Raw genomic sequence first — 26,121 nt, 5'->3', positions numbered from 1 at the left:
AAATGCAATAAGGGGGCTTCGGCCCTCTTATTTACTTTAATCGATCTGATAAATCATGCTCTTTCATTTTGTTACATTTAGCGTCACAGTTAATCTTTTTCAATTTGCAACAGGTGATCTTTATTGCTTTATTAGAAATGACAATAAATATTGTCACAAAACAATAATACATTGAGGATCGCTCATGAAATACGGACCATTTTTAGCAGGTTTAATTGCAGCTACGTGCATCGGTAATGTATCTGCCTCGCAAGCAACCCAAGTCACCGCCAAAGCCAGTTCTAGCTATGCAAAGACCAAATATCCAATCGTATTTAACCATGGTATGGGTGGTTTTATTACCGTTGGTACGGACTCATTTGGACTCGACTATTGGTATCAAATCCTTCCTGATCTTGCCCGAAATGGTGCAAATGTCTGGGCAACGCGCGTATCGCCGTTTAACTCCACCGAAGTACGTGGCGAACAACTTTTACAACAGGTCCTTGAAATCCGAGCACTCACCGGTGCAGATAAGGTGAATTTGATTGGACATAGTCATGGTGGACCAACGATTCGTTATATTGCCGGTGTTCGCCCAGATGTAGTTGCTTCATTAACCAGTGTTGCAGGACCTCATCAAGGCTCCCCTGTAGCAGACTTAATTTTAAAAGCTGAAGGCACCGCTGTCGAAGCACCCTTAGTCGGAGCTGTGAATTTTGTCTCTAAAGCCATTGTTTGGGCGCAAGGTCTAGATCCAACGACTTATCCTCATGACGCATTGGCAGGTGGTTCAAGTTTAACGCTAGCGGGTTCTGCAAAGTACAATGCCGCATTCCCTCTGGGCTTGCCTAAATCCAATTGTGCTGATGGCAATAGCGTGGAAAAAGGCATTTACAACTATTCATTTACAGGCATTGGCCAAATCACCAATATTTTAGATTTAGACTCAGCACTAAAAGTGACCGCATTACTGATCGATGGCGGAAAAGACAATGATGGCCTCGTATCACGCTGTAGTGCCAAATTTGGTAAAACCATTCGTGATAACTACAACTGGAACCATTTAGATGAAGTCAACCAAGTGCTTGGTCTCAAAGCGTTGTTCGCACCAGATCCTGTCGATGTTTATCGTCAACATGCCAATCGTTTAAAACTTCAAGGTTTATAATTTAGTAAAGCTATACATTAAACCCTGTAAATTCAGGGTTTAATGATATTTTCATAAATCAATTTACAAAATCATCCTCATTCCATCGATTAGTTCGCACATTCTACTTTCCTTTTTTTATAATCCTTAATGACAATAAAAATTGTCAAATAGACGAGTTTGTCTATTTCCAAACTGAACTAAATCACAGTTTGAATACCAAAACAAAAAGAAAGGAATGAAAAATGAAAGGAAAATTGCTCTGCGCCACGCTCCTTGCAAGTATGGCAGTGACCCAAACGCATGCTGCATTGGGTATACAGCAAGCGACCACTAAAAAAGTCATCGACAATTATGCTGAAACCCAATACCCCCTAGTGTTTGTACACGGGATGTTTGGTTTTAACCGCTTAGGCGCTGCCGTTTTTGGTCTAGATTATTGGTATCAAGTTCTCCCCGATTTGGCAAGCCATAAGGCAACGGCCTTTGCTACTCAAATCTCCCCATTGGAATCCATTGAAGTTCGCGGTGAACAACTGTTAGACCAAGTTGAACAAGTGGTTGCAATTACAGGCAAACACAAAGTGAATTTAATTGGTCATTCACATGGTGGTCCTACGACTCGATATATTGCTGGTGTACGACCTGATTTGGTTGCCTCTGTCAGTACAGTTGCAGGCACCAATGACGGTTCACCTGTGGCGGATTTAGTACAGAGTGTGCCGATTTTAAATGGCGTATTAGCGACTGTTATGGATGCATTAATGACCCCAGTGATTAACTTCGCCCAGCAGTCCAATCTGCCTTCAAATTTTAAAGCTTCGATCTACAGTATGTCTCAACCGGGTGTGAAAGCCTTTAATGCAAAATTTCCACTCGGTATGCCTGCAACTAAATGTGCTGATGGCCCAAGTGTTGCCAATGGCATTAGCTTCTATTCATGGACAGGTATTTCCAACACCACCAACTTACTTGATCCAGACACGATCTTTACCGCAATGGGGCCAATTGCATTTAGCGGACAACCGAACGATGGCTTAGTGAGCCAATGCAGCAGTAAATTGGGTAAAACCATCCGTGATAATTATAAGTGGAACCATTTCGATGAAGTCAATCAAGTATTAGGCTTGAAAGGCTTATTTGCACCAGACCCTGTTTCAGTCTACCGTCAACATGCCAATCGTTTGAAACTTCAAGGTTTATAACTTTTCTTTCTTGCATAAAAAATGCGCCAAAAGGCGCATTTTTTTCACTCATTAAAACTTAAAATTAAGCTTTAACTTTACGAGCAGGTAACTTTTCACGAATACGTGCAGCTTTACCAGACAATTCACGTAGGTAGTAAAGTTTAGCACGACGAACGTCACCACGACGTTTCACTTCGATACCAGCAACGATTGGTGAGTGAGTTTGGAATACACGCTCAACACCGAAACCGCTAGAAATTTTACGTACTGTGAACGCAGAGTTCAAACCACGGTTTTTCTTAGCAATTACAACACCTTCAAATGCCTGAAGACGTTCACGATCACCTTCTTTTACTTTTACTTGAACAACTACTGTGTCACCAGGAGCAAAAGCAGGGATGTCTTGTTTCAACTGTGCATTTTCAACAGCTTGTACTAAAGGATGTTTACCGCTCATGGGGGTATCTCCGATTACGCGAGTCAGAAGAGGTCTGATCATCGCAGGGTATAGAGGCTAAAGCGCATGTTACCCGTTTAACTTTCTCTCAATACTTGACCACTTCAATGTATTAAGAGCCTAATTAAAATACTTAAAGTCATCTCTAAGTATCTGTTCGAAGCAAAGCTTCTGATTTTGCAAATTCAGAAATAGAGTCTACTTTTGAATTTGCGAATCTTTGAGCCATTTTTTTTGCTGCTTGCTCAACTCAACTTGCTCAACCAATTCAGGTCGGCGCTCAAGTGTACGCTGATAACGCTGCAAAAACCGCCATTTTTTAATATTTGCATGATGCCCAGATTTAAGAACCTCAGGCACATCCAAACCTTCAAAATGATCTGGCTTAGTATATTGTGGGCAGTCTAAAAGACCATCCACAAAAGAGTCTTGAACGTGTGATTGTTCATCAGACATTGCATTCGGCAAACGTCGAATAATACTGTCTAATAAAACCATCGCAGGAAGTTCACCGCCTGAGAGTACGTAATCCCCAATTGACCATTCCTGATCAACATATTTTTGGATTAAGCGCTCATCGACGCCCTCATAACGACCACATAACACAATCAATCCATCGTAATCGACAAACTGCTGTACTGCCGGTTCATTTAGAGTTTTGCCCTGCGGTGACATATACACCACAGGAACATGAACTGCACCTGCTTGCGCTGCAAGCTCTTTGGCACGTTGAATTGACTTTGCTAAAGGCTCAGCCATCATCACCATACCTGGACCACCACCAAATGGACGTTCATCCACTCGTTTGTAGTTCCCTTCAGCAAATTCTCGTGGGTTGATGCAATGGACTTGCACAAGATCACGTTTTGCTGCGCGCCCGCTAATTCCGTACGCTGTAATCGCTTCAAACATTTCAGGAAAAAGCGTAATGACTGCAAAAAACATCGCAGATTCCTCTATTTTCCTGCTGCGTCAATCCTTAAAGGATTAGTAATCTACGCCCCAATTCACGTAGATACGACCAGCTTCGAGATCAACACGCTGTACCACATCTTTATGCCATGGAATCATACGCTCTTCGCTATCGACACTTTCGGCAGTGGCACGTACCACCATCACATCGTTAGCACCTGTCTCAAACATTTCATGGATTTGACCGAGATTGACTTCTTGATCTTCGTTATCTAGACCTAACACAGTTAGACCTTTCAAATCTGACCAATAGAATTCGTCTACACCTGCTTGAGGCAACTGAGTTTTTGAAATCCAAACATTGGTGCCGACCAAACCATCTGCTGCTGTGCGATCACTCACGCCTTTTAGCGAAACGACTAAGCCTTTACCATGCGGTTTCCAGCGTTTTACATCTACAATTTGCCAACCTGCTTTGGTCTCAATGTACCAAGGCAGGTAGTCAAATATATTGCTCATAGGTTCTGTATTGGAATAGACCCAGAGCCACCCATTTAATCCATATGCTGAACGTAGCTGTCCAATCTGAATACGATCTTCGGGAACATTCTGTGTTGGTGTCATGGGCAATCTACTACCGTATTAAACAGCAGCTGCAGCTTTTTTAGCTTGAGCAGCTAAAGAAGCAACGCGATCAGAAGGTTGAGCACCTTGAGAAACCCAATGAGCAAAACGGTCAGCATCTAAACGAAGTTTTTCTGCTTTACCTTGAGCTGTAGGGTTGAAGAAACCGATACGTTCGATGAAACGACCGTCACGTGCATTACGGCTATCAGTCACAATGATTTGATAGAACGGACGTTTTTTAGCACCACCGCGTGCAAGACGAATAACAACCATGATAGAACCTTATAGTTTTTACGGATTATCCTTGTACCGACCATCGATACAACTCAAACCCCTTTCATAGAGGGCAATATTTTACGTGAAATTTGCCCTGAATGAAAGATTAAAAAGTGGGTTGGCTACAATTTTGAATTTATTTTCCATCCCAGGGATCACAAGCACCTGATGTTTTTTCCCAACATTGCTGGCCAGAACTATCTAATGTAAGGGCGCCTGTGTTTACCATGGAATTTGCAGGGATGGCCTCTAAAGTCCAAGAATGTTTATCCGCTGACACCGTTAACTGTAAACCATAATTTTCTGTTCCACTATTTGGAATCTTAGCTACCATAAATGGAGCTGATGCAGCATTATCATAATTACCATGAGCAACCTTATAGGCAGACAATTGCTGTGCTATATCTAACAACTCTGTCTGCGCTTCTAATCTTTTACCTCGTTCTTGGTACCCCGTATAACCTGGATAAGCAATCGCAGCCAAGATACCTAGGATTACCACGACAATCATAAGCTCAATCAGTGTAAAACCCTTTGTTATTTTTAATTTCATGTCTCTACACCTTATTGACATTGAGCAGGCACTGTACAAGAGTTATCAAACCATTCGCATGTTGCACCCTTACTATTAGAAGCAAAATTCTTGTATAAGCTAGCATCCTCCAAAGTTTGATCTACACATGCTTTGATAGACCACTCTCTTAGCCCTGCCGAAACGGTAGCATCATATAAAACTTTACTTCCTGATTTGACTGAGACATTTTTTCCATCAAGCCCCTCATAACTAAAATTACGGGTCTTTTCTTTTTCAAGCTCCATGCTCAAATCAGCGATTTGTTGCAAAGCAAGCTTTTCATTACCTTTACGAACCTGTGCCTGATAGCTTGGTAACGCGATGGCGGCCAAGATCGCCAAGACAATAACTACAATCATTAACTCTATTAGAGTAAAGCCTTTGTTGATTTTCATAACTATTCACCACCAGAATTAAATGGTAAATATTCAAACCAACGCTTAGGCACCAATTTATCTGACACTGCGTATTCAGGAGGTGCTGGACTAACATCTTTATTGAAAATAAGAGTTCTATGATTCGCCTGTGTTCGACCTGCACCAAATGTCAAACCAATAATACCTGCCCCCAATTCAGCAATTTTTTCAGGATTACTTGATGTAGTGGTTCCGAAACAAGTTTTATCACCGTATGGCAGACAGAATTTATATGCGATACTTTTTCCTGTTACACCACCCGTACAATCATCTGCTCCACCCTCTTCTTTCGCTGTACTCGCATCTGGATTAAACACTGAATAATACAGATCATTATCAATTGCTATTCCTTCCTCTATACCGCGCACTTGTTTACTACTTGACTTAGGCAGCGGATAGAACCAGCCTTTATGAGTTCCTTTATTAAAAGTAGAGGTACTACTTATATCGAGCATAGAATTTAGAGTAATTACTATCGGAGCAGTGACCGTTGTTTGAGTAACTGTATCATCCTTAATTGCGACAATATAATCTGTTGGATAATTAGTCTCTGTACTTAACGGGCTACTACGATCCCCCGAAGCCAATGTCACCATTGCAAACCGTTTACCATTATTATCTTTATGAATTGTAAATGTAGGAGCTTCATAAAAACGTCGTGGATATTTTCCACTGCTATTTAAATCAGCAATTTTTACTGCCTGCTGAACTAATGGTGTATTAACAGCGCTTACACCTAATTTAGAATTAAAATCAACACGGAAGACCTGTCCTCCCAAATCACCGACATATAAGTGGTCTGTAATCCCATCACCGTTTCGGTCAACTGCTTTAACACGTGATGGAATACTATGTGTCATAGTATCAATCTTCGTTGAAGAAGTACTATTGGTAGCATTACTACTTCCCCACCACAACAAAGAACCTGCTTTTGTATTAGTATCATAGTCTTCAGCAGCAAAGATATAGATCCCATTTCCTTTAACGGTTCCGGTTACATCTTGACTCTCATACTTACGGTCATATCCCCCACCTACAATCATGGCTAACTTCTTCTGGCCTTTCCAAGGAATATAAGTGACGACTGGTTTTGACCAACTTTCTCCCATATAAGATAAAGCTCCAGAAATATGATTATCTGGTTTAATAGCAAAGAGGAGTTTTGGTTTGCTAGAGGTTTTGCCTAAATCTGTTAAATCCAATGCATAATAACTTCTGCCACCCATACGAAGGCCACCATAAGCATATTGCTTTTTGGCAGTCATAATTTCTTTATCTCCTTCCAAGGCATATTCATATTCAGTATGGGCTACCCATGGTCCATCAACACCATAGAAAAACTGATCTTTATCTTCAATTGCAAACCGATCCATTGCCAGTGATTCAGCAAAACCTTTCTCTTGGCTGTTTGTTGTACGGGTTAAAAACTCGCTTGGTAAGAAACTAAAGACCTCTTTACCTGTATCTGCATCTACGACTTGCACCAGACCTTGGGTTGTTCCAGCTAAAATATAGTCTTCTCGACCAGTAACACCATATTCACCATCAGCTTCTTCAAATACCCCTTTTTGAGTCAGCATAATTGGTGTTGAGTGAATGACGGAACCCATTTGAAAATCTTGAACAGTGCTTCGAGTTTTAAGATAGTTTACTTGCTCAGTAAATGATTTTCCTGCTAGTGCATTAAAATCCGCTTGAGTAAGTTTTGAATATCCCAACAGTCCCCATAAATAGTGTTTATTATTTAAACTTAAATTGCTATTGAGAACACCAGTTACTGCATGCTTTAGGTCACTACCATCATCTACATATACATTGCGTTGGAAATCTAAAGAACCTGAACTAGCAAGAAGCGGTTTATGATGTACTTTCAGCTTGCTTAACAAACCACCCCATGCCATATAAACGTCATCTTCTGGACTACCAGCACTTTCATACCAGTAATCACTTAATTTTTCTTGAATTTTACCATCTTTAAATACAGGCTTATCTAATTGATCTACGATTGTACCGCTACTGGTTTTAACCGAAAATTTCTTTAGATTTCCAGCCCACAACTGTTCATCTCCCCCAACAATTGGTTGGAACATCGGGAAATAGGAATAATTTTGTAGTTGTGTAGGGTTTAATGCATCCACAGGAATAGTACTCGTTCCCATAGTTGTGCCTTCAATATCTTCTGTTACATCATTTACAAATTGGTCGATACTATCTACGATGTCCTTAGCAGATTGAGCATTATAAAACCCTCCCATACCATTATTTTTTTGCTTTGTTCCAACATAACAGAGATTTTGATGATGCTTGTCATGACCCAAATTACCTGAACCTGAAATTTTGCTACAGTCATATACCCCATTTCGAGCATAGTCATCCGTAGTGTAAAAACCACCGCCTAATCCTACTGTAGCAGTCTTAATTCTTAGTTTCTTATCCTCTCGTAAATCGATTGCGTATTGAGCCATTTTTTTCCAGTATGATTTTGACTGATCCGCCCAATAAGTTGTGGCTACTTCTGTCTTACCATTAATAGCGCTGGAAATACTACCAGTATCATTAGGTTCACCATCTGTTAATAAGTAGACCCCATTACCACTACAACTTGCTTTTGTATTAGTCGAGCTCGAAGTATAAGATTGAAGTTTTGATACTGCCTCTGTATAGCCATAACTAATCGGTGTTGATGACTTATTCTCAATTGATTCAACAGCATCAATAAATAAGGCCTTACTGGCAAACGTCCCAAGATTAGTAAAGCCAATTTTAGTTTCAGCACCTTTTGTATTTGATTGTTTAGGATACTGACCGACTGCAAAATTGTGTTCTTCATTTATAGCTTCATCTAAAACAACTTGCATCACACCTTTTTTTAAATTGGATAAACGTGATAAGCAATAATAAATATTGCTATTTGTTTCATCTCGTTCACAAATTTCTTTTACTTTATTTATATAATTCTTATCATTTGAATTACTTAAATTCCAATATGAATCCGAAATATTCACTACACAATGTGGGTGACCTGTTTTAGCATATATAAATTCAAATGCCTTTCCATCATCATCGTCTTTAGGATTATTGACTACATGATTGATTTTTCTATCATGACTTAATCCTACATAAGTTGAACAAACAGAGTAGTTTGTTTTAGAGGATGAAACTTTAAATCTATCTTTCTTACCCATTCCTTTTTGTTCTGAAGTAAATACTTCTATAGAGTAATTTCCACCAGGAGATTCTTTATACTTGGAACCATCTTTTACATAGCTCCCTAGCCCATACCCAACCTCAGTAATTTTCAGCCAATTCTTAGCTGAATCATCTTGCGTATAAGTTTGGAAATTAATTTTCTTATTAGAAGTAGCCTTATAATCCGAAGCTATAGTACTACTCCACATACTACTAGAAGCATCAAGCATAAAATAAATATTAATCGCACCCGTTCCCCCTGCCTGATAAATATCGATATCGGAAGCTGAAACCTGATGAGGAATGCTACTTACAATTAATGCTGTCATTGATGCAGATAAAGCCGATACTTTAAATTGCATCCATTTTGTTTTCACCTGTGTGCTAATTTTCATAACGGCTCTCCTATGAGCTTGCTGGAGCAACATATTTCTTAATAAACTGACCTAAATTGTATTCTGCAACTTGAGTTTTATAAGGCACACTTGCACCACTCAAACATTTAGACACAGTGGGTAGGTCTGAGCTTGTATCATCGATATAACTTAAGTTTTGCATACAATTATTAATAACTGTGTCAGTAGCCGAACTTAGGGTAGGCATGACCGTCGTAGAGGTAATCACTACACGCAAGGTATCTTCTAACTTTGCGGTTTCAACATCCGTCCCAATTTGATAGTGTCCAAAAGGTTCATCCTCTGGATAACCTGATATACGCACAGCAATTTGAGTCATAGCTGCACCGCGACCACTAACAAAGTCAGTTTTAGAGTCGCTGGTTTGACAAAAACCCATCTTGGTTGAACCACCTATATGTTGAATATGTACTTTATCTTCAGGTATATCATCATCATTCATCGAAATATCAGAGTAAATTAAACTCGCATTTCCTATTTGATAGAACTTTGGTGACTTTCCTCGATAACAAATAACTAATTCTTTATTCCGATTACTTTCCATCTTTGGAAAGCCGAACAACCCCGTTCCAACCAACTGACTTTTAATAAAATCTAAATTCTCAATATAATAAAAAGAGGCATCATTATTTTGGTCCATAATATTATTCGCTTGGCTATTGGTCGCAATTCTTAACCCAAACATACCGCCACGCATAGCCATAGCACCAATGATCGTTAGTAAAATAACAACCACCATAACCACAATAATTGTTGAACCTTGCTGATTGACTTTGTTCATAACTCTTCCCCCAGTCCATTACGAAGCGCAATCGTACGTTCAACTGGAATCCAAACATATTTTGTTTTTACTGTACTTGGCTTAGTGATTGTGTAAGGTTTACCTAATATATTGTGCTTTAACTTTTCTTCTGAATTGCCACTAATACTATCTAAGGAGCGGAATAATATCCCAATCTGTAAAGAAACAGCTTTAGATGTGTTAGAAAGTGCTTTAAATTCAGCCAATGTTTTATATGACATATTATTCGCACTATCTCTTACCCCGACCCGAACTTTGAACAAGTCAACGCCTTTCATAATAATCTGTCCGGTTCCATTTAAACCCGTTAGTGCAGTACCTTCTTTATATTTCCCTGCATCACATGCCAACACATAATCATTGGCACTACCATTATCATCTTTTCTTATAAAGTAACGTTGAACAATGACATCATCAGCACCAATACTATTACCTTCACAATCATATTCTTTAGTTTGATCAGGCTTATATTGAATAACTAAGACATCACTTTTAGCAGTTATAAAGCCAGATCCACTCCCTTCTCCCGAAACAGTTGTGCTCCCAGCTCCACTTATATAATTGCTAGTATTTACAATTAATCCCGATACCTGAGCCGGTTTAATTTCAGAAAATGGCAAATTAAGATTTGTAAGCTTAATATCATCTACAACATAGTTAATCCCTATGTTGGCATTATCTTGTAATCCTTGAAGCGACTCTTGAAATGCCAAACTTCGCTGCCCAGAAATCAGCATTTGAAATGCAGCACCCACTATAATGAGACCAAGTACAAGAGAAACCATAAGTTCAATCAGTGTAAAACCATGTTGCTTATTCATTGGTAAGCCTCCACAACTACACACTTAGCGTCAGATTTATATGAAAACTTATTAGTTTCGGTGCAGGAACCTGGATTAGCATCCGTTTCTCCCCATGCAACATAAATACATTGACGACCATTCTGCGTATCAGGACAGGTAAACACACCGACATTCATCCCTCTTTGACTCGCCAAAGCATTCACCTCACTCCAATCCTTACCAGCAAATGTAGTTCCAGAACATGAGGATTTTAGACAGTCCTTATAGGAAGCTCGACTCACATACATACGTTCTGCAAGATTTCTGGCAATATTGACTGCTTCAACCCGGTTTAACGACTCGGAAGCAGCCTCCAAAGTCCTATATTGCAAAGCAATAAATCCCATAACGGCGACTGCAAGAATGACTAATGAAGCAATAATCTCAATTAAGCCCACACCTTTTTGATTATTTATCAATCACTCACCCTCCAGAACAACTGCTAGTATTTGAAAGCATTCCCAATTTATCTATTGTTAATGCTTTAGTACGCTCACCATCAAGATCAGAAATACTCAAGCATGCTCCATCTGAAATATCAGCCAAACCATTACTGTAAAAGACAATTTTTTTATTTTTCATATTAAAATTAAATTTAGAATCATCAATATCAACAAAAATTGTATTAGAAGTCCCTGATGTCGCAGAGCTAAACTTAACTGTCATCGGTTTATTTTGCAGACGAGCCTCTGTACGTGCCTCGGTCAGCGCCAATCTCAGCTTATTTTCCTGCTCTTTTATCTGTTGATTTTTTCTAAAATCATTCATTGAAGGAGCGGCAATAGAAGCAATAATCGCCAATACAACAATCGTCACCATCAATTCAATTAATGTGAATCCATTATTTTTCTGCATACTCCCCCCAAGGCGCGCCAAACTTTACCCTATTAAAAATAATATCTAATTAAATTACAAAACAAACACAAATAAGGATAAAAGGCATAAAAAAACAGATAATTGCCAAAAAGCAATTATCTGTCAATTCTTAAAAAAATTCAGAATGTTAAGTCATTAACACTTTATGCCTGAGTTACAGGAATACGTAACTCTTTTGGCAAACTAAATGTAATATTTTCTTCGCGACCATCCAGCTCTTGCGGCGCTTTTGCCCCCCAATCTTGTAAGCGCTGAATTACCTGTTTAATTAAAATTTCAGGTGCCGATGCTCCTGCAGTTACACCAATTTTTGTGTGCTCATTAAACCAGTCTTGCTGCAACTGATCGGCATTATCGACTAAATACGCATGTTTACCCATACGTTCAGCCAATTCACGCAAGCGGTTAGAGTTTGATGAGTTTGGAGAACCAACCACTAGAACAACATCGCATTGTTCAGATAAATCCCGTACTGCATCCTGACGGTTTTGCGTCGCGTAACAAATATCATCTTTACGTGGCCCTTGAATTTCAGGGAATTTTTGACGCAACGCATCAATCACTTTTGCAGTATCGTCAATAGAAAGCGTGGTTTGCGTAACAAAAGCCACTTTTTGTGGATTGCGCACTACAAGTTCAGCAACATCTTGCTCATCTTCAACCAAGTAAATTGAGCCGCCATTTTTATTGTCATATTGACCCATCGTCCCTTCAACCTCAGGATGACCTTCATGACCAATCAAAATCGCTTCAACCCCCTCTCGCGCATACTTAGTCACTTCGATATGCACTTTAGTCACCAATGGACATGTCGCATCAAATACTTTTAAACCGCGATGTTCCGCTTCTTGTTGTACAGCTTTAGAAACACCATGTGCACTAAAAATCACAATATTGTCATCAGGCACTTCATCAAGCTCATCTACAAAAATAGCTCCGCGTTGACGTAAATCATCTACTACAAATTTGTTATGTACCACCTCATGACGCACATAAATTGGCGGGTTAAAGCATTCAAGCGCACGGTTCACAATCGCGATAGCACGATCTACCCCTGCACAGAAACCGCGTGGATTAGCTAAAACAATTTCCATAGAATCCTCAATGCCCACTCATTTTTTACGGGTATCACTTGAAATAAATGTAAACAATAGACGTCTGACTATTTAGTTTGGCGCGCGTCTACTCTAAAATAGAGAAGATATTTTATCATATCAGGAAAAATATCATGTCGGGTCTCTTGTTTGTCGTTTCTGCTGCATCGGGAACGGGCAAAACATCCCTCGTTAAAGCCCTGCTTGAACGTGTAAACAATTTACATGTCTCTGTTTCTCATACCACTCGTGGTCAGCGTCCTGGCGAATTAGACGGCGTACATTACCATTTTGCAAAAAAAGAAGATTTTCTATCTTTGGTAAATGAAGGCGGCTTTATTGAATATGCAGAAGTTTTTGGTAATTATTACGGCACAGCACAACGTACAGTTAAAGAACAATTGGCGAAAGGCCATGACGTTTTACTTGAAATTGACTGGCAAGGCGCAGAACAGGTTCGTAAGCTTTTTCCTGAATCTAGACAAATTTTTATTCTCCCACCAAGTCAGTTTGACTTACGCCAACGCTTATCCAATCGTGGTACAGACTCTGTTGAAGTGATTGAACATCGCCTCAGCTGTGCCGTAGAAGATATGCAGCAATATGTAAATTTTGATTATGTCATTATTAATGATGATTTTAATAAAGCCTTACATGATTTAGAGTCTGTGATTATTGCTAATCGTTTGGTTTTAAAGCAGCAAGCGACACGTCATCAGCAGTTAATTGAAAAATTAATCACGCCGACTGAGCAGTGATTAAAACTTGAGTCTATAGACAAAGCACCTTATACTGCATAGTCTGTTAAAAATTTATATTCAAACGAGAATTCTTATGGCACGCGTAACCGTTGAAGATTGTTTAGACCATGTAGACAACCGCTTTGAGCTTGTACTAGTGGCAAGCAAACGCGCGCGTCAATTGGCACGTCAAGGTATCGAACCCACTGTTGAGTGGGACAATGACAAACCAACCGTTGTTGCTCTTCGTGAAATCGCAGCGGGTCACGTTTCTAAAGACATTTTGAAACAACGTGAACAAGACTACCAAACTTCAAGTTTAGACCTTGCACTTTCTGCAAATAACCTAAACTTAGACGGTTTTTCTTTCCAATAAGATAAACCTGACCTTAAAAGCCTAGTTTTTAACTAGGCTTTTTTTATGGATTCTCTTTAATATTTTACTCAGAACAGTTATAACATAAGCTTAAGAAGTGCAAAGCAAGCAAAAAAGATTTTCATTTTTTTAAACTAAAAAATTGACAAGTCATGCAATATGCATTTCATTAAAGTATTAATCGTTTCATTTGTAAATCAGTAGTAAAAGGGTGTTCTATGCCAGGCCCAATGGTCAGCCAAGCCAAGCAACAGTTAAATGTGATTATCGACGCTTACCTTTCAGTAAGTGATGTCGAACGCGTGCTTGAAGCTTGCGACTATGCGGATATTGCCCATGATGGCATTACACGTAAAAGTGGCGAACCCTACATCCTTCACCCGATTGCGGTGAGCTGTATTTTGGCGCATATGCGCCTTGATGCGGAAACTTTAATGGCAGCTTTACTGCATGATGTCATCGAAGATACTGAATTTACTAAACAAGATATTACTGAAAAATTTGGTCTGACCGTTGCTGAACTGGTCGACGGCGTCACCAAACTCAGCCATTCTAGTGATAAAGAATATAATAAAGCCGCTTCCTTCCGTAAAATTCTGCAAGCCACCCTACAAGACCCACGTGTCATTATTATTAAACTGGCGGATCGATATCACAATATGACCACACTGGGTGCTTTACGCCCCGACAAACGCGCTCGTATTGCCCAAGAGACCTTTGAAATTTTTGTGCCTATGGCACGCCTTGTCGGTATGAATGAAATGGCCGACAACCTTGAACATTTATGTTATCAAAATCTAGATTTAGATATGTATAACAATGTGCAAGAAGCTCTATTACAAACCAAACCGAAACGCTGCGAATACCAGACCAAGTGGGAAAACAACCTCACCACCTTACTAGAACAGCACCATATTTCTGGTCGAATTAAAAAGAAAAATAACAATATTGAGTTACTTCGCCACTTTGTAAAAAACGATATCGATCTGCAAGAGCTCACCCATAGTCATGCCTTTGAAATTATTTTACAAAGCATCGCAGACTGTGACCGACTTGCAGACATCCTCAAAGAAAGCTTTAAAGTCCTTAATTACGCCGATCATATCCGTCGCCCACTCCCAGGTGGCAACCAGTCACTGATGATGCGCTTAAAAGGTGAAAAGACTATTTTATCTCTGACCATCCAAACAGAGCTGATGCGTAAAGCGGCGCGCTTTGGTGTGGTCCTCGGTGAAAATGCACCGCAAGCTTGTCGTTCAGCGATCCAAGCCTCCATGCAAAATTTAAATGTGTTAGTCGATGGCGCATGTGCAAAGACCACATTTAGTGAATTACTGGATTATCTACATCAAGAAAAAATTTGGGTTTATACCCCACACGGTCATTTGCATGAACTCCCTCAGGGTGCCACAGCGGTTGATTTTGCTTATTCAGCAAGTTTATTTTTGGGTAACCATGCCGTTGGTGCGAAAATTAATGGTGAAACTAAACCCCTTTCAACACCATTATTGAGTGGTCAAGTGGTTGAAATTATCACCGATGTTCTTGCAACACCAAACCCTGACTGGCTGAGCTTTATTAACACCCAAAAAGCCCGTCGTGCATTACAAAATATCCTCCGCGACCAAGACCAAGATGAACAACGTTTAGTTGGTCAGCAAGCTTTAAATCGCGCATTAAAACTCTTTAACCGTTCTGTAAGTGATTTGACATTAGCGGATTGGGAAAATGTGCTGAATTGGCGTCATTTAAATGATAAAGAACAATTATTTGAACACATTGCCGTGGGTGACTTATTACCGCAATTGGTTGCCAATCATTTATATGCTCAAGATACCATTCAGACTTCAAACTCTGCACGCTTGATCTTGGGCACTGATGGTGTCGACGTCAAATATGCGCATTGTTGTAACCCCGTTTTAGGTGATCCAATTCAAGGTCATTTATCACGTCGTGGTTTGATTGTGCACCGTTCACGTTGTCACAACTTATTGCATGAACAGCATTTACATCCTGAAAATATCATGCCGTTACACTGGACCACAGAAGACAGTGAAGACATTAGTTTTACAGCCTATTTATGCTTAAACATGCTGTTAAACGATGAGCAAATTTCAGAACTGATCTATCTATGCCGTAAAGAAAAAGTGGGTGTAGAAACTGTCCGCTCACATGAAGAAAAAACTTATGTGAATATTGTTGTACATAACCGTAAACAAATTGCCGAAATTATCCGTAATTTAAGAATGCATTTTGGCTTCCCACGCATCAGTCGTTTGGCACAACCTGTTGCCATTGCTGAGCCTGCGAAAGTTGCCAGCTAACCTGACACCGCATATATATATGTGCTGTGTCTGTGATGATAATAGGAGAAATAGATGTCCCGCCAGGTAATCCATACTGAAAATGCACCCGCTGCAATTGGTACTTACTCACAAGCCATTTTAGTGGGCGACACTTTGTATTTATCAGGTCAAATTGGCTTAGATCCATATAGCATGGAGCTGGTAGAAGGCATTGAAGCTCAAATTCGCCGTGTATTCGACAACTTAAAAGCAGTATGTGAAGCTGCAGGTGGTACGCTAGCCGATATCGCTAAGCTGAATATTTTCCTCACTGACCTTTCTAACTTCCAATTGGTCAACCAAATTATGGGCGAATACTTTGCTCAACCCTACCCAGCACGCGCAGCACTCGGTGTAGCCAGCCTACCAAAAGGTGCGCTAGTTGAAATGGATGGTGTGGTGATTATTAATCAATAAGTTAGTAACATCGCTTAAGCCTTTCACGAAATATCTCATACTAAAAGAACAGAAGCCTCATAAGGAAATCTGAGCATCACTCGGATTTCCGCTTAAATACATTTTTTTATTTAAAAAATCAATCATCATAAAAGTTTTTTCAAATGATTTTTATTGACAAACGATAATAATTATCAATAATATTACTTATCCCATTTATTCACTTGGTTTGATTTCATGTACGTTTGTTTGTGCCGTGGTATTACTGATCAAGACATTAAAGATGCAATTGCCAATGGTGCGGAAAGCTATCGTGAAGTTCGCGATATGCTTGATTTAGGCACCTGTTGTGGTCGCTGTGCACCTGAAGCACGTATGATTATTAGTGATGAAGTTGCACAAATTGCTGCACGTATTGCTATAGCTGCGTAATCAACTTGAGATCGTTTTAAAAATTCTAACAACCATAATTATAAAATCAATGATCCTTGGATCATTACTCCTCCCCCGCTTATGACTCTAGGCGGGTTTTTATTTTTCAATTCGTACGCATGTACTCTTTGTTTTGATTGTGATTTTCATTTGCTGTTCTATAAAAAACTCGCTAAATAGCTTATTGTTGTTTAAGATATTTCTAAGTAAGTATTAAATTTAAAGTTTTCACTTTAAGCATTGCAGTTAAGGAGTCTGACATGAAAGGCAATCGTGATGTAATTAATCAGTTAAATCAGGTGCTTTATCATCATTTAACTGCAATTAACCAATATTTTTTACATTCGCGTATGTTCAATGACTGGGGCATTGAGCAACTTGGTTCTGCTGAATATAAAGAATCAATCCGTCAAATGAAGCATGCCGATAAAATTATTGAGCGTATTCTATTTTTAGAAGGTTTACCAAATTTACAGCACCTAGGTAAGCTCTATATCGGTCAGCATACCGTTGAAGTTTTAAATTGTGATGTGCGTAAAGTCAAAGAGAACATCGAAGCCATTCAAGTAGCAGTTAAGCTAGCAGAAGAACAGTTAGATTATGTCACTCGAGATTTAGTTCAGGAAATTTTAGAGAAAGAAGAAGAATGGTTAGATTGGACAACCACTCAGCTTGATTTAGTTGAATCTATTGGTGTAGAGAATTACATTCAGAGCCAGATTTAAAATCTTGCAATAAAAAACCCGCGAATGCGGGTTTTTTATTGCATTAATTTATTTCCAAGGGCGAAGGTTAACGATTTTTATAACCGCACCAGTTTCTTTATTAACTAAAACAACCATTGGTACACCATAAGTCTCTAAAGCTAACCATGCTGTTGCCTCTGGATAAAACTTAAGTGTATGTTGAACATCTTTATGTGAATTCCATTGATCAAGTTCGGATAAATTATGTGCCTTAATTTTAATCTGCGCTTTAACTTGCTCTAATGGAATATAGCGCTCGGGGTATTGTGCTAAAGAAATACCATTCAACATTGCACCCATTTGCTCTATTTGCTGTTGTTCAGGATTATCCGCTTGTTCTACACCAACGAACTTAGCACGCAGCCATATGGGTGTTTGATATTGTGGTTGTATTTGCTTAGTCTTATTAGTTTTAATTTCATTACTACGCACCAGTTCAAACTTATCACTATTAAATGCAATCCATACAGGGCGTGCTTTAGCAATAGTATATACTCCATAACATAATGCAGCGACTTGGATTAAAATCACTACACTTAAATCCATTTTTAAAGTTTTTTTACCCTCCTTATATATTAATAAACCCAGTAGCGGGCCCAAAGTTACATCAATAATTAACATAAGTAAAAAAATATTTGTGACACCCGTAGCCGTAGCTAATGGGGCTGGATACCAAACAAAGAAAACAAGGCCGATAATTAATAATGCAACGATCAGTGATATTAAGAAATGACCACAAAAAAAATTCAATTTTTTAGACACAGATTAAACTCGTTTATTTTTGCATAAGTAATTTACTTCTATTTTAAATACAGTCAACAGGTTTAAATTTATTTTCAATCCCTATCGATGTGCTGCAACGCCATGTACCGTTTGAATCACGATTTAAATATACAAATTCACCATTAATTGCTGTAGCGGAATTTTGCAACTGACAAACTAATGCCTGAGATGCCTCTCCAGCTAAATTTGGTGCATTTACCGCATAGATACAAATATTTGACCGAGTACCTGAAAAAAACATATTAGGTACGCTAAATCCACTATCTCCCGAAGCAGAGCCATTATTTAGAATTAATTCATATTGTGGCTTTGCTCCGTTTAATTCTGCAATTGTTGCAGTAATTTGCGATTTTGCAACATAATTTTGATATATCGGAATAGCAATAGCGGCAAGTACACCAATAATTGCAACCACGATCATCAACTCAATGAGAGTAAAACCTTTTTTGCATGAGTATTACTCACTCAATAAAAGAAGATTCTTTCAAAATCCATGCCAAAAGTTTATCATTAAAATCAATTACTTATTTTTTTATTATTTTTAAAAAAAATTATATAAGCAATAAGTGACATTTTTTTCTGATATGAAAAAAAAGTGTCACTTTAGAAACATTATTTATCTTTTAAAATCATACTATAAATGCTTTTCCGGTATTCAGCTAAACTTGAACGATCAACCGTTGAAGCCCCTCTAAAAATTGTTAATATTCTATTATCTTCTGTCATAAAAATATCCGTTTCAACACCAGGAAAATGCCCAGCTTTATTATAACCTTTATAATATCCACCCTGTGGTTGATAAAAATCCAGCGCATATCCATAACAGCCATAAATTAAGTTTATAGAACACGGTACAGAATTACGACTTAAAATATTGAGCGGTTTTGCACTCAGCATATCCTTAGCTAGTAATGTCATTGCTTTCGCAGAACCTGATAAGCCACCCACTGCAGACAATGAATCTTTAAAATCAAATTTACTGCGCCAAAATTTTTCATAAAAATCTTCATAGCGATAATCATAATTAACTTCATCAGCAAGATAATCACTATTAATAAATTTGATACCACGCGCCTGTAATTTATACTTTTGTTCTGCCGCATTTCTAAAATTTAATCCACTTTTTCTCTCAACAATTACCCCCAAAAGACAATACCCCAAATTAGAATATTGAAATTGAGTATTGGGAGTAAAATCTAGTTTTACATTTTCCAAGTTATCGATATGAGTTGGGCACCATGGCTTTTCGCCCATGGTTAGCATTGGTGCCATTGTTTTATATCTATCAAATCCTGCACTATGCTGTAGTAGCATTTCCACTGTAATATCGCCAACCCTATGATCAATAGTTTTTTTTACATCAAGGATATTAACTAATTTGTCATTTAAACTTAATTTTTTTTCATTAATAAGATCTAGAACTAAAGCAGAAGTAACCACCTTAGAAACGCTAGCATATATAAATCGTGAGTTCTCTGTTATCTCTCGGCTACCCAAAAATCCATTTTCCCACCCGCTCTCACAATGATACAATTTATTGCCATCAAAATATGCCAACTGATTATTCAATGATTTTTGCTGTTTAATCGTTTCACTCATTAAATCAAACATAAAATTAGGTGCACCTTCATTGCATTTGATCGATTTTAAAGCAAACGGAAATTGAATATAATAGAACCATCGTTGTATTTTTTGGTGCTGGTTAGTGATTAAATAAGCTAAACCAGTCACAAGAAGTATAATTACAAAAACTATATATATATCTTTTTTATTTAGATCTTTAAAAATCATTTTCTCAAAATCTACCATATATCAATTAATAAAAAAGGTGGCCAAAGCCACCTTTTATGAATAATTTTCTTTAAAATATTAATCTTTTTTAGATTCAGTAACTGGGCAACCTGCTGGAGCAAATTTTTCTGCAACTGTTGTTCCGCATGACCATGCGCCTGCTGCTGTGCGTGTCCAAACTAGGTTAGAGCCAGTTAAAGTTTTAGCAGCATTAGCACCAAAAGCAGCTGTAATAGTAGTAGTAGCTGTTCCATTTTCAGGATAACTAATAGTAAGACCTTGTTGACCAGTTGACGCAGCAGTCGATTCAGTCTCTGTATCAGCACCACCTGTTAGCAAATTACTTTTTGTCCAGCCTAAGTTACAATCTGCCGCCGCTTTACCATCAAGAATACATGTTTCCAAAACAGTCTTTAAAGAACCTGTTTCAGACATTACACGACTTACTTGAGACTTAGCGATGTAGTTTTGGTATTGAGGAATCGCAATCGCAGCAAGAATACCGATAATTGCAACAACGATCATTAATTCGATAAGAGTAAAACCCTTTTGAACTGATTTCATAACATTCTCCACAAATGTTTTTTAATTTAATTATTTAATAAAGCTATGTAGCTTGTTTTATAAATAGCACAGAGCGTGCCAAGAATTATTATAGTGAAAATGACAGAAAAAACAGCACTTTAAAAAAATATTTTTATTTTTTGTAATCATTACGTCTCTTTTTGTGTTTAAAAGTGACGATTTGTGTCACTTTATCACCGTTTTTTAGCGCAAAATAATGGGCGCATTTGCGATTTCATTCGTTCTATCTACTGACTTCCCTGCATAAAAGTGATCCATCACTTCACCAATCTCTTTTACACCTACTGTCAAAGCTGTTCGGTATTGTTTATTTTGCATGTTTTGGATAATTCGCGCGCAAATAGCCTGCCACACTTGGGCATTGGTTGCCTGTCTCATCCCACGATCAATGACAATTTCAACCTGACGTTCACATAAGTTTAAATAAAGCAAAACACCACTATTAAATTCTGTATCCCACACACCCAGTTCAGCAAAGAGCTGTTCAGCACGTGCACGGGTATTTTGATAATAGGCTTGGTTCGAAGGGATATGCCCTTCGATCACCACTTGTATTTCACCCACATGGCCATGTTCCGCATCTGTCACCGCTTGTGCAATCGCATGCTGATCTTGCTTATTAAAAAAGCGGTTTGCTGCAGGCATATAAAAGAAGTGCTTTAACCAGCGTTTAAAACTTGGTTGTTGTGTTTCCTGTGTTTTAGGACAAGTGACAATTTCAGTTGTTTCTGTTTTCGTTACCATGAACCTGATGCTCCCCCGCCGCCGAAGCCACCACCGCCTCCGCTATAGCCACCGCCACCAAAACCACCACCTCCGCTACGGCCTCCACCGCCCCCACCACCCGCAAGAAACATTTGAAAAATGGTTTGAGCAATAGCCGTAATCAGTAAAAAGAAAATTGCTCCACCCATCAACAGACTGGTGAGTAGACCTGCACCATTGACCAAACCCGCAACGGTGCCTGCAACAGCAGCAGTTGACGCACTTAAGCGCTTACCCACAATAAAGGATGCAAAAATACCAATCACCAAAATGATAAGTACTGTCGTAAAAGTTTTCTCTTTGGCTTGCTGTTCGTGTAAGGCTTGTTCCTGACGTTCTTTTAACTCTTGGGCTGCTTGAGCTGCAACTTCAGGGTCTTGATTTAAAATTTGGGTTATTTCCGTTAAGCCAGCATCAATGCCTTGAGCATATTGGGCTTCCTTAAAAAGAGGTGTAATTTGATTTCGAATAATGCGACTAACGATGATATCGGGCATGATTCCTTCTAACCCATAACCCGTTAATATTTGTATACGACGATCATTCACAGCAATCGCCATTAAAATGCCGTTGTCTCGCTTAGCAGAGCCCAATTGCCACTTCTCAGCAACACGCATGGCATAGTCAAAAATATCTTCTTGACCGGTTGTCGGTACAATGACCACGCCAATTTGAGCTTTGCCTTGCTCATGCAATTGTAAAATTTTTTGACTAATTGCTTGCTTCTCTGCCGCAGAAAGTAAATTTGCCTGATCAACCACCGGCTCATTCAGTGTTGGCAGTCCACGTATGGACTCGCCATCTGCCATATCATTAGCAATTTGTGGTTGCTGAATTTTGATTTCAGGCTGTGCTATTGTCTCTTTTTGCGTAGCTGACTGCTGCTCTTTTAAAATTTTTCCAACTACGACAGTTTCAGCTTCTACATCTGTAGCAGTGGCAGTTTCTGCATGTGTGAAACCCACCATACACAATAGACATGCTAAAACCATGCGCTGCAACCACAACAAACCTGTATGTTTTAGCTCAAAATCCACCATCAGCCCACCTCACAATCCAGTGACGCCAATTAATTAAAATCAACTTTCGGTGCAGTTTGTGCACTTTGCTCTGCGCTAAAGTTAGGCTTTGTATCCATACCAATGACTTTAGCAGTCATCACTTGCGGGAACTGGCGTGCATAGCCGTTAAAGTCTTGTACCGTAGTAATGTAGCGATTACGTGCGACAGCGATGCGGTTTTCAGTGCCTTCTAACTGAACTTGTAAATCACGGAATTGCTCATTGGCTTTTAAGTCTGGATAATTTTCGGAGACTGCAATTAAACGTGAAAGTGCGCTAGTCATTTGTGCCTGTGCTTCTTGGTATTTTTGGAACAATGCTGGATCTTCCAATACTTCTTTATCCACTTTTAGACCCGCTACATTGGCACGTGCCTGCGTTACTTCCGTTAGCACTTGCTCTTCATGTTTTGCATAGCCTTTTACGACATTCACCAAATTAGGCACCAAGTCTGCACGACGTTGATATTGGTTTTGTACTTCAGACCATGCTGCTGTAACGGCCTCATCTTTGACTTGTAAAGTGTTATAGCCACAACCGCTTAATGTTAGTGTGCTCACAAGGGCTACAGTGAGCATGCTTTTTTTCATTAAATTCATATCCCTTAACCTCAAGTATTTATTTGTAATTGTTTAAATAAATTCATTCTAACCTGAATTTTTACCTTTTTTATGTATTTTCTTTGTGATCCATTTTTCATCTATTCTCTTTATTCAACGAAAAGCCCTCTTTCGAGGGCTGCAATCTTAACTATATAAAATCTGTGTTTGATGATCTTGAAAACCTTCAAATTGGTAGTCGTCAGCAAGTCTAGTTTTCCAGTAGCCGACAATTTTACTGTAATCAATTTCAGCGGGATGAAATCCTGCTTTGTAATAAGATAAGTATTCTGGCACCAACTGAACAAACATTTTGCCCAATAAATATATACCGAATACATTCCCTCCCACTTTAGGTAAGCTTTTTTTCTTATCTTGCAAAAACAATCTCGTGGCAGAATAAAAGGTTAAGCTGGCAAAACCTGTGGTAACACTGCGCATAATCATGCGACGGATTTTGTCATCACCATAGACATGTTGATAGACATCAAAGGCTACTGCACGGTGTTCAATTTCTTCAATTGCATGCCAAACCCAAAGTTTCACTGCATCATCATCCAAAGTACTGAGCACTTCAGGATGTCTTAAAATATACCCCCCTAACAGCGCAGTAAAATGTTCAAAAGCACAGGTAATGGCGAGTTGTATTTTGGGATGTAGATTTTTTACATAACGATCTTTTCGAGCCAACCATGCTTGAAAGCGATCCAAATTATAACCATCACTTCGCCAAGCGTCATTAAACTCTGCATGTGCTTTTGAGTGCATCGCCTCCTGTCCAATAAATGCAGCAATTTCCGCTAGCAGTTTTTCATCAGTCACTTTATCGCGAACGTTTCGAACACTGTGTACAAAAAATTGTTCACCGATGGGAAAAGTCGATGATAATGCTGTCAGTAAATGCGACATGACCGGTGAATTGGCAAAATAATGTCGCTTGATCGCCTTTGGATTAAATTGTGGGCGACGTACTGTAATACCAATGGCTTTCGGACGATTGAGATATGATTTTTGTGCCGTCACTTGAGTCATTATAATATCCATTAAATATGATCATGCTGGCAGTATGTGACTTAGCACACATTTTACACATGGCAAAATGGCTTAGTTGATTTGCAAATTCACTCAATTTTAGCCTGTGTTAAACACATTTATTTCAAATTTATCAGATGAACCCTTTCACATATCATTAAGGGAAATTTGAATGATCAAAAAAAAACCTGCCGAAGCAGGTTTTTATATAGGCGTATCAAAACAAGATTAGATATCTAAATAATCCAAAATGCCTTCAGCCGCTTGACGACCTTCCCAAATTGCAGTTACAACCAAGTCAGAACCACGAACCATATCACCGCCAGCGAAAATTTTTGGATTTGATGTCTGGAATTTAAATTCTTGTTGCTCGGCTGCAATTACACGACCTGAACCATCTACATTAATATTTGTCGATGAAAACCATTCTGCAGGACTGGTACGGAAACCGAATGCAAGTAGTACAGCATCTGCGGGTAAAACCTCTTCAGAACCCGGCACAGGCTCAGGGCTACGGCGACCGCGGCTATCTGGCGCACCCAACTGAGTGGTCACAAATTTAACGCCTGTCACTTTACCATTTTCACCCACAACTTCAATTGGCTGACGGTTGAACTGGAATTCCACCCCTTCTTCTCGCGCATTTTTTACTTCACGACGTGAACCCGGCATGTTCTCTTCATCGCGGCGGTATGCACATACTACTGACTCAGCACCTTGACGGATCGAAGTACGGTTACAGTCCATTGCTGTATCACCACCACCGAGCACGATCACTTTTTTGCCTTCCATACTGATGTATTCAGCTGGATCCTTTTCCCAACCTTGGGTACGGTTGACATTGGCAATTAAGAAATCGAGCGCATCAACCACACCATCGAGATCTTCACCTGCGAATCCACCTTTCATATAAGTATAGGTTCCCATACCCATGAACACAGCATCATAGTCTGCAAGCAATTGATCGATGGTGACATCTGTACCAATTTCAGTATTTAAACGGAACTCGACACCCATGCCGGAAAAAATCTCACGGCGACGCTTCATTACGTCTTTTTCCATCTTGAATTCTGGAATACCAAATGTCAGCAAACCACCAATTTCAGGACGCTTATCGAATACAACGGGTTTTACACCGTTACGAACCAAAATATCCGCACAGCCAAGACCAGCAGGACCAGCACCAATAATGGCAACTTTTTTATCGGTCCATTTCACGTGTGACATATCTGGACGCCAGCCCAAAGCAAAGGCGGTATCGTTGATATATTTTTCTGCATTACCAATGGTCACTGCACCAAAACCATCATTTAAGGTACAAGCACCTTCACATAAACGGTCTTGTGGACACACACGACCACACACTTCAGGCAATGTATTGGTCTGATGGCACAGTTCAGCCGCTTGGAAAATACGGCCTTCAGCAATCAGTTTCAACCAGTTTGGAATGTAGTTATGTACTGGACATTTCCATTCACAATACGGGTTACCACAGCCAAGGCAGCGGTGAGTTTGGTTTTTTGCAACTTCAGCTGTAAACGGTTTATAGATTTCCACAAATTCTGCTTTGCGGACAACTAGATCTTTTTTCTCTGGATCTTGGCGTGCTACATCCAGGAACTGAAAGTCATTATTTAGGCGCTCTGCCATGTCTCTCTCCGTGGGTAGGTGTA

29 protein-coding genes are annotated in these 26,121 nt (G+C 39.2%); 8 read left to right on the top strand and 21 right to left on the bottom strand.

Going from position 1 to position 26,121, the window contains the following annotated elements:
• The first annotated feature begins 184 nt into the window (after nt 1–184).
• Complete coding sequence (locus AC4CU0_RS01755) at nt 185–1,150, top strand: esterase/lipase family protein (protein ID WP_490742330.1); 966 nt, start codon at nt 185–187, stop codon at nt 1,148–1,150.
• A 224-nt stretch (nt 1,151–1,374) separates the two neighbouring features.
• Nucleotides 1,375–2,334 carry an esterase/lipase family protein gene (locus tag AC4CU0_RS01750; RefSeq protein ID WP_490742329.1) on the top strand — a complete coding sequence of 320 codons (960 nt, stop codon included), beginning with the start codon at nt 1,375–1,377 and terminating at the stop codon, nt 2,332–2,334.
• A 64-nt stretch (nt 2,335–2,398) separates the two neighbouring features.
• Here AC4CU0_RS01750 and rplS read toward each other — a convergent pair whose 3' ends face one another.
• From rplS to ispH, 12 genes are all read right to left on the bottom strand, one after another.
• Complete coding sequence (gene rplS / locus AC4CU0_RS01745) at nt 2,399–2,773, bottom strand: 50S ribosomal protein L19 (protein WP_067762979.1); 375 nt, start codon at nt 2,771–2,773, stop codon at nt 2,399–2,401.
• A 198-nt stretch (nt 2,774–2,971) separates the two neighbouring features.
• Nucleotides 2,972–3,718, bottom strand: a complete 747-nt coding sequence (gene trmD, locus AC4CU0_RS01740) for a tRNA (guanosine(37)-N1)-methyltransferase TrmD (protein WP_490742328.1) — start codon at nt 3,716–3,718, stop codon at nt 2,972–2,974.
• A 42-nt stretch (nt 3,719–3,760) separates the two neighbouring features.
• Nucleotides 3,761–4,309 carry a ribosome maturation factor RimM gene (rimM, locus tag AC4CU0_RS01735; protein ID WP_067762981.1) on the bottom strand — a complete coding sequence of 183 codons (549 nt, stop codon included), beginning with the start codon at nt 4,307–4,309 and terminating at the stop codon, nt 3,761–3,763.
• An 18-nt stretch (nt 4,310–4,327) separates the two neighbouring features.
• Nucleotides 4,328–4,585: a 30S ribosomal protein S16 gene (gene rpsP / locus AC4CU0_RS01730; RefSeq protein WP_005013161.1), complete on the bottom strand. Its 258-nt coding sequence runs from the start codon at nt 4,583–4,585 to the stop codon at nt 4,328–4,330.
• Nucleotides 4,586–4,724: 139 nt separating this feature from the next.
• A complete protein-coding gene (locus tag AC4CU0_RS01725; RefSeq protein WP_490742327.1) occupies nt 4,725–5,141 on the bottom strand; it encodes a type IV pilin protein in 417 nt (138 codons plus the stop codon).
• Nucleotides 5,142–5,152: 11 nt separating this feature from the next.
• A complete protein-coding gene (locus AC4CU0_RS01720) occupies nt 5,153–5,557 on the bottom strand; it encodes a type IV pilin protein (RefSeq protein ID WP_490742326.1) in 405 nt (134 codons plus the stop codon).
• Nucleotides 5,558–5,559: 2 nt separating this feature from the next.
• Nucleotides 5,560–9,162 (bottom strand): pilus assembly protein, encoded by a 3,603-nt coding sequence (locus AC4CU0_RS01715; RefSeq protein WP_490742325.1) that lies wholly within the window; start codon nt 9,160–9,162, stop codon nt 5,560–5,562.
• A 10-nt stretch (nt 9,163–9,172) separates the two neighbouring features.
• Complete coding sequence (locus tag AC4CU0_RS01710) at nt 9,173–9,964, bottom strand: hypothetical protein (RefSeq protein WP_490742324.1); 792 nt, start codon at nt 9,962–9,964, stop codon at nt 9,173–9,175.
• Nucleotides 9,961–10,806, bottom strand: a complete 846-nt coding sequence (locus tag AC4CU0_RS01705) for a PilW family protein (RefSeq protein WP_490742323.1) — start codon at nt 10,804–10,806, stop codon at nt 9,961–9,963. Before AC4CU0_RS01705 ends, AC4CU0_RS01710 begins: the two co-directional genes overlap by 4 nt.
• A complete protein-coding gene (locus AC4CU0_RS01700) occupies nt 10,803–11,246 on the bottom strand; it encodes a prepilin-type N-terminal cleavage/methylation domain-containing protein (RefSeq protein WP_099338140.1) in 444 nt (147 codons plus the stop codon). The genes AC4CU0_RS01705 and AC4CU0_RS01700 overlap by 4 nt, the downstream gene beginning before the upstream one ends.
• A gap of 4 nt (nt 11,247–11,250) precedes the next feature.
• Complete coding sequence (locus AC4CU0_RS01695) at nt 11,251–11,682, bottom strand: pilus assembly FimT family protein (protein WP_490742322.1); 432 nt, start codon at nt 11,680–11,682, stop codon at nt 11,251–11,253.
• Between the two features lie 164 nt (nt 11,683–11,846).
• Nucleotides 11,847–12,797, bottom strand: a complete 951-nt coding sequence (gene ispH, locus AC4CU0_RS01690) for a 4-hydroxy-3-methylbut-2-enyl diphosphate reductase (protein WP_490742321.1) — start codon at nt 12,795–12,797, stop codon at nt 11,847–11,849.
• 134 nt (nt 12,798–12,931) lie between these two features.
• Between ispH and gmk the strand changes: the two genes are divergently transcribed.
• The 6 genes from gmk to bfr all read left to right on the top strand — a co-directional run bounded on the left by gmk (nt 12,932) and on the right by bfr (nt 17,811).
• Nucleotides 12,932–13,555 carry a guanylate kinase gene (gmk, locus tag AC4CU0_RS01685; RefSeq protein ID WP_313042617.1) on the top strand — a complete coding sequence of 208 codons (624 nt, stop codon included), beginning with the start codon at nt 12,932–12,934 and terminating at the stop codon, nt 13,553–13,555.
• Nucleotides 13,556–13,631: 76 nt separating this feature from the next.
• Nucleotides 13,632–13,913 (top strand): DNA-directed RNA polymerase subunit omega, encoded by a 282-nt coding sequence (rpoZ, locus tag AC4CU0_RS01680; RefSeq protein ID WP_067762989.1) that lies wholly within the window; start codon nt 13,632–13,634, stop codon nt 13,911–13,913.
• Nucleotides 13,914–14,131: 218 nt separating this feature from the next.
• Nucleotides 14,132–16,237 (top strand): RelA/SpoT family protein, encoded by a 2,106-nt coding sequence (locus AC4CU0_RS01675; RefSeq protein ID WP_490742320.1) that lies wholly within the window; start codon nt 14,132–14,134, stop codon nt 16,235–16,237.
• A gap of 54 nt (nt 16,238–16,291) precedes the next feature.
• Entirely contained in the window at nt 16,292–16,675 is a 384-nt protein-coding gene (locus AC4CU0_RS01670) for a RidA family protein (RefSeq protein WP_078189365.1), read from the top strand.
• A 216-nt stretch (nt 16,676–16,891) separates the two neighbouring features.
• Entirely contained in the window at nt 16,892–17,086 is a 195-nt protein-coding gene (locus AC4CU0_RS01665; RefSeq protein ID WP_078192519.1) for a bacterioferritin-associated ferredoxin, read from the top strand.
• A 260-nt stretch (nt 17,087–17,346) separates the two neighbouring features.
• Nucleotides 17,347–17,811 carry a heteropolymeric bacterioferritin subunit Bfr gene (gene bfr, locus AC4CU0_RS01660; protein ID WP_490747062.1) on the top strand — a complete coding sequence of 155 codons (465 nt, stop codon included), beginning with the start codon at nt 17,347–17,349 and terminating at the stop codon, nt 17,809–17,811.
• Between the two features lie 48 nt (nt 17,812–17,859).
• Here bfr and tfpZ read toward each other — a convergent pair whose 3' ends face one another.
• The 9 genes from tfpZ to AC4CU0_RS01615 all read right to left on the bottom strand — a co-directional run bounded on the left by tfpZ (nt 17,860) and on the right by AC4CU0_RS01615 (nt 26,098).
• On the bottom strand, nt 17,860–18,594 hold the full coding sequence (gene tfpZ, locus AC4CU0_RS01655; RefSeq protein WP_490747061.1) for a TfpX/TfpZ family type IV pilin accessory protein: 735 nt from the start codon (nt 18,592–18,594) through the stop codon (nt 17,860–17,862).
• A 43-nt stretch (nt 18,595–18,637) separates the two neighbouring features.
• Entirely contained in the window at nt 18,638–19,036 is a 399-nt protein-coding gene (locus tag AC4CU0_RS01650) for a pilin (RefSeq protein WP_490747060.1), read from the bottom strand.
• A 191-nt stretch (nt 19,037–19,227) separates the two neighbouring features.
• Nucleotides 19,228–20,424 carry a serine hydrolase domain-containing protein gene (locus AC4CU0_RS01645; protein ID WP_490747059.1) on the bottom strand — a complete coding sequence of 399 codons (1,197 nt, stop codon included), beginning with the start codon at nt 20,422–20,424 and terminating at the stop codon, nt 19,228–19,230.
• Between the two features lie 60 nt (nt 20,425–20,484).
• Nucleotides 20,485–20,970, bottom strand: a complete 486-nt coding sequence (locus tag AC4CU0_RS01640) for a pilin (RefSeq protein ID WP_490747058.1) — start codon at nt 20,968–20,970, stop codon at nt 20,485–20,487.
• A gap of 204 nt (nt 20,971–21,174) precedes the next feature.
• Nucleotides 21,175–21,735, bottom strand: a complete 561-nt coding sequence (locus AC4CU0_RS01635) for a TPM domain-containing protein (RefSeq protein ID WP_490747057.1) — start codon at nt 21,733–21,735, stop codon at nt 21,175–21,177.
• Nucleotides 21,729–22,796 (bottom strand): TPM domain-containing protein, encoded by a 1,068-nt coding sequence (locus tag AC4CU0_RS01630; RefSeq protein ID WP_490747056.1) that lies wholly within the window; start codon nt 22,794–22,796, stop codon nt 21,729–21,731. Before AC4CU0_RS01630 ends, AC4CU0_RS01635 begins: the two co-directional genes overlap by 7 nt.
• A 29-nt stretch (nt 22,797–22,825) precedes the next feature.
• Nucleotides 22,826–23,416, bottom strand: coding sequence for a LemA family protein (locus AC4CU0_RS01625; RefSeq protein WP_067762997.1), 591 nt, complete (start codon nt 23,414–23,416; stop codon nt 22,826–22,828).
• 147 nt (nt 23,417–23,563) lie between these two features.
• The gene (locus tag AC4CU0_RS01620) at nt 23,564–24,448 is read right to left on the bottom strand and encodes a metal-dependent hydrolase (RefSeq protein ID WP_490747055.1); all 885 of its coding nucleotides are present in this window, start codon (nt 24,446–24,448) and stop codon (nt 23,564–23,566) included.
• Between the two features lie 228 nt (nt 24,449–24,676).
• Nucleotides 24,677–26,098: an FAD-dependent oxidoreductase gene (locus tag AC4CU0_RS01615; protein ID WP_490742314.1), complete on the bottom strand. Its 1,422-nt coding sequence runs from the start codon at nt 26,096–26,098 to the stop codon at nt 24,677–24,679.
• Nucleotides 26,099–26,121: the final 23 nt, after the last annotated feature.

This window comes from Acinetobacter sp. LipI_15, assembly GCF_058242865.1.
The sequence above is the reverse complement of the archived record's forward strand: the minus strand, read 5'-3'. Positions and strand labels throughout refer to the sequence as shown.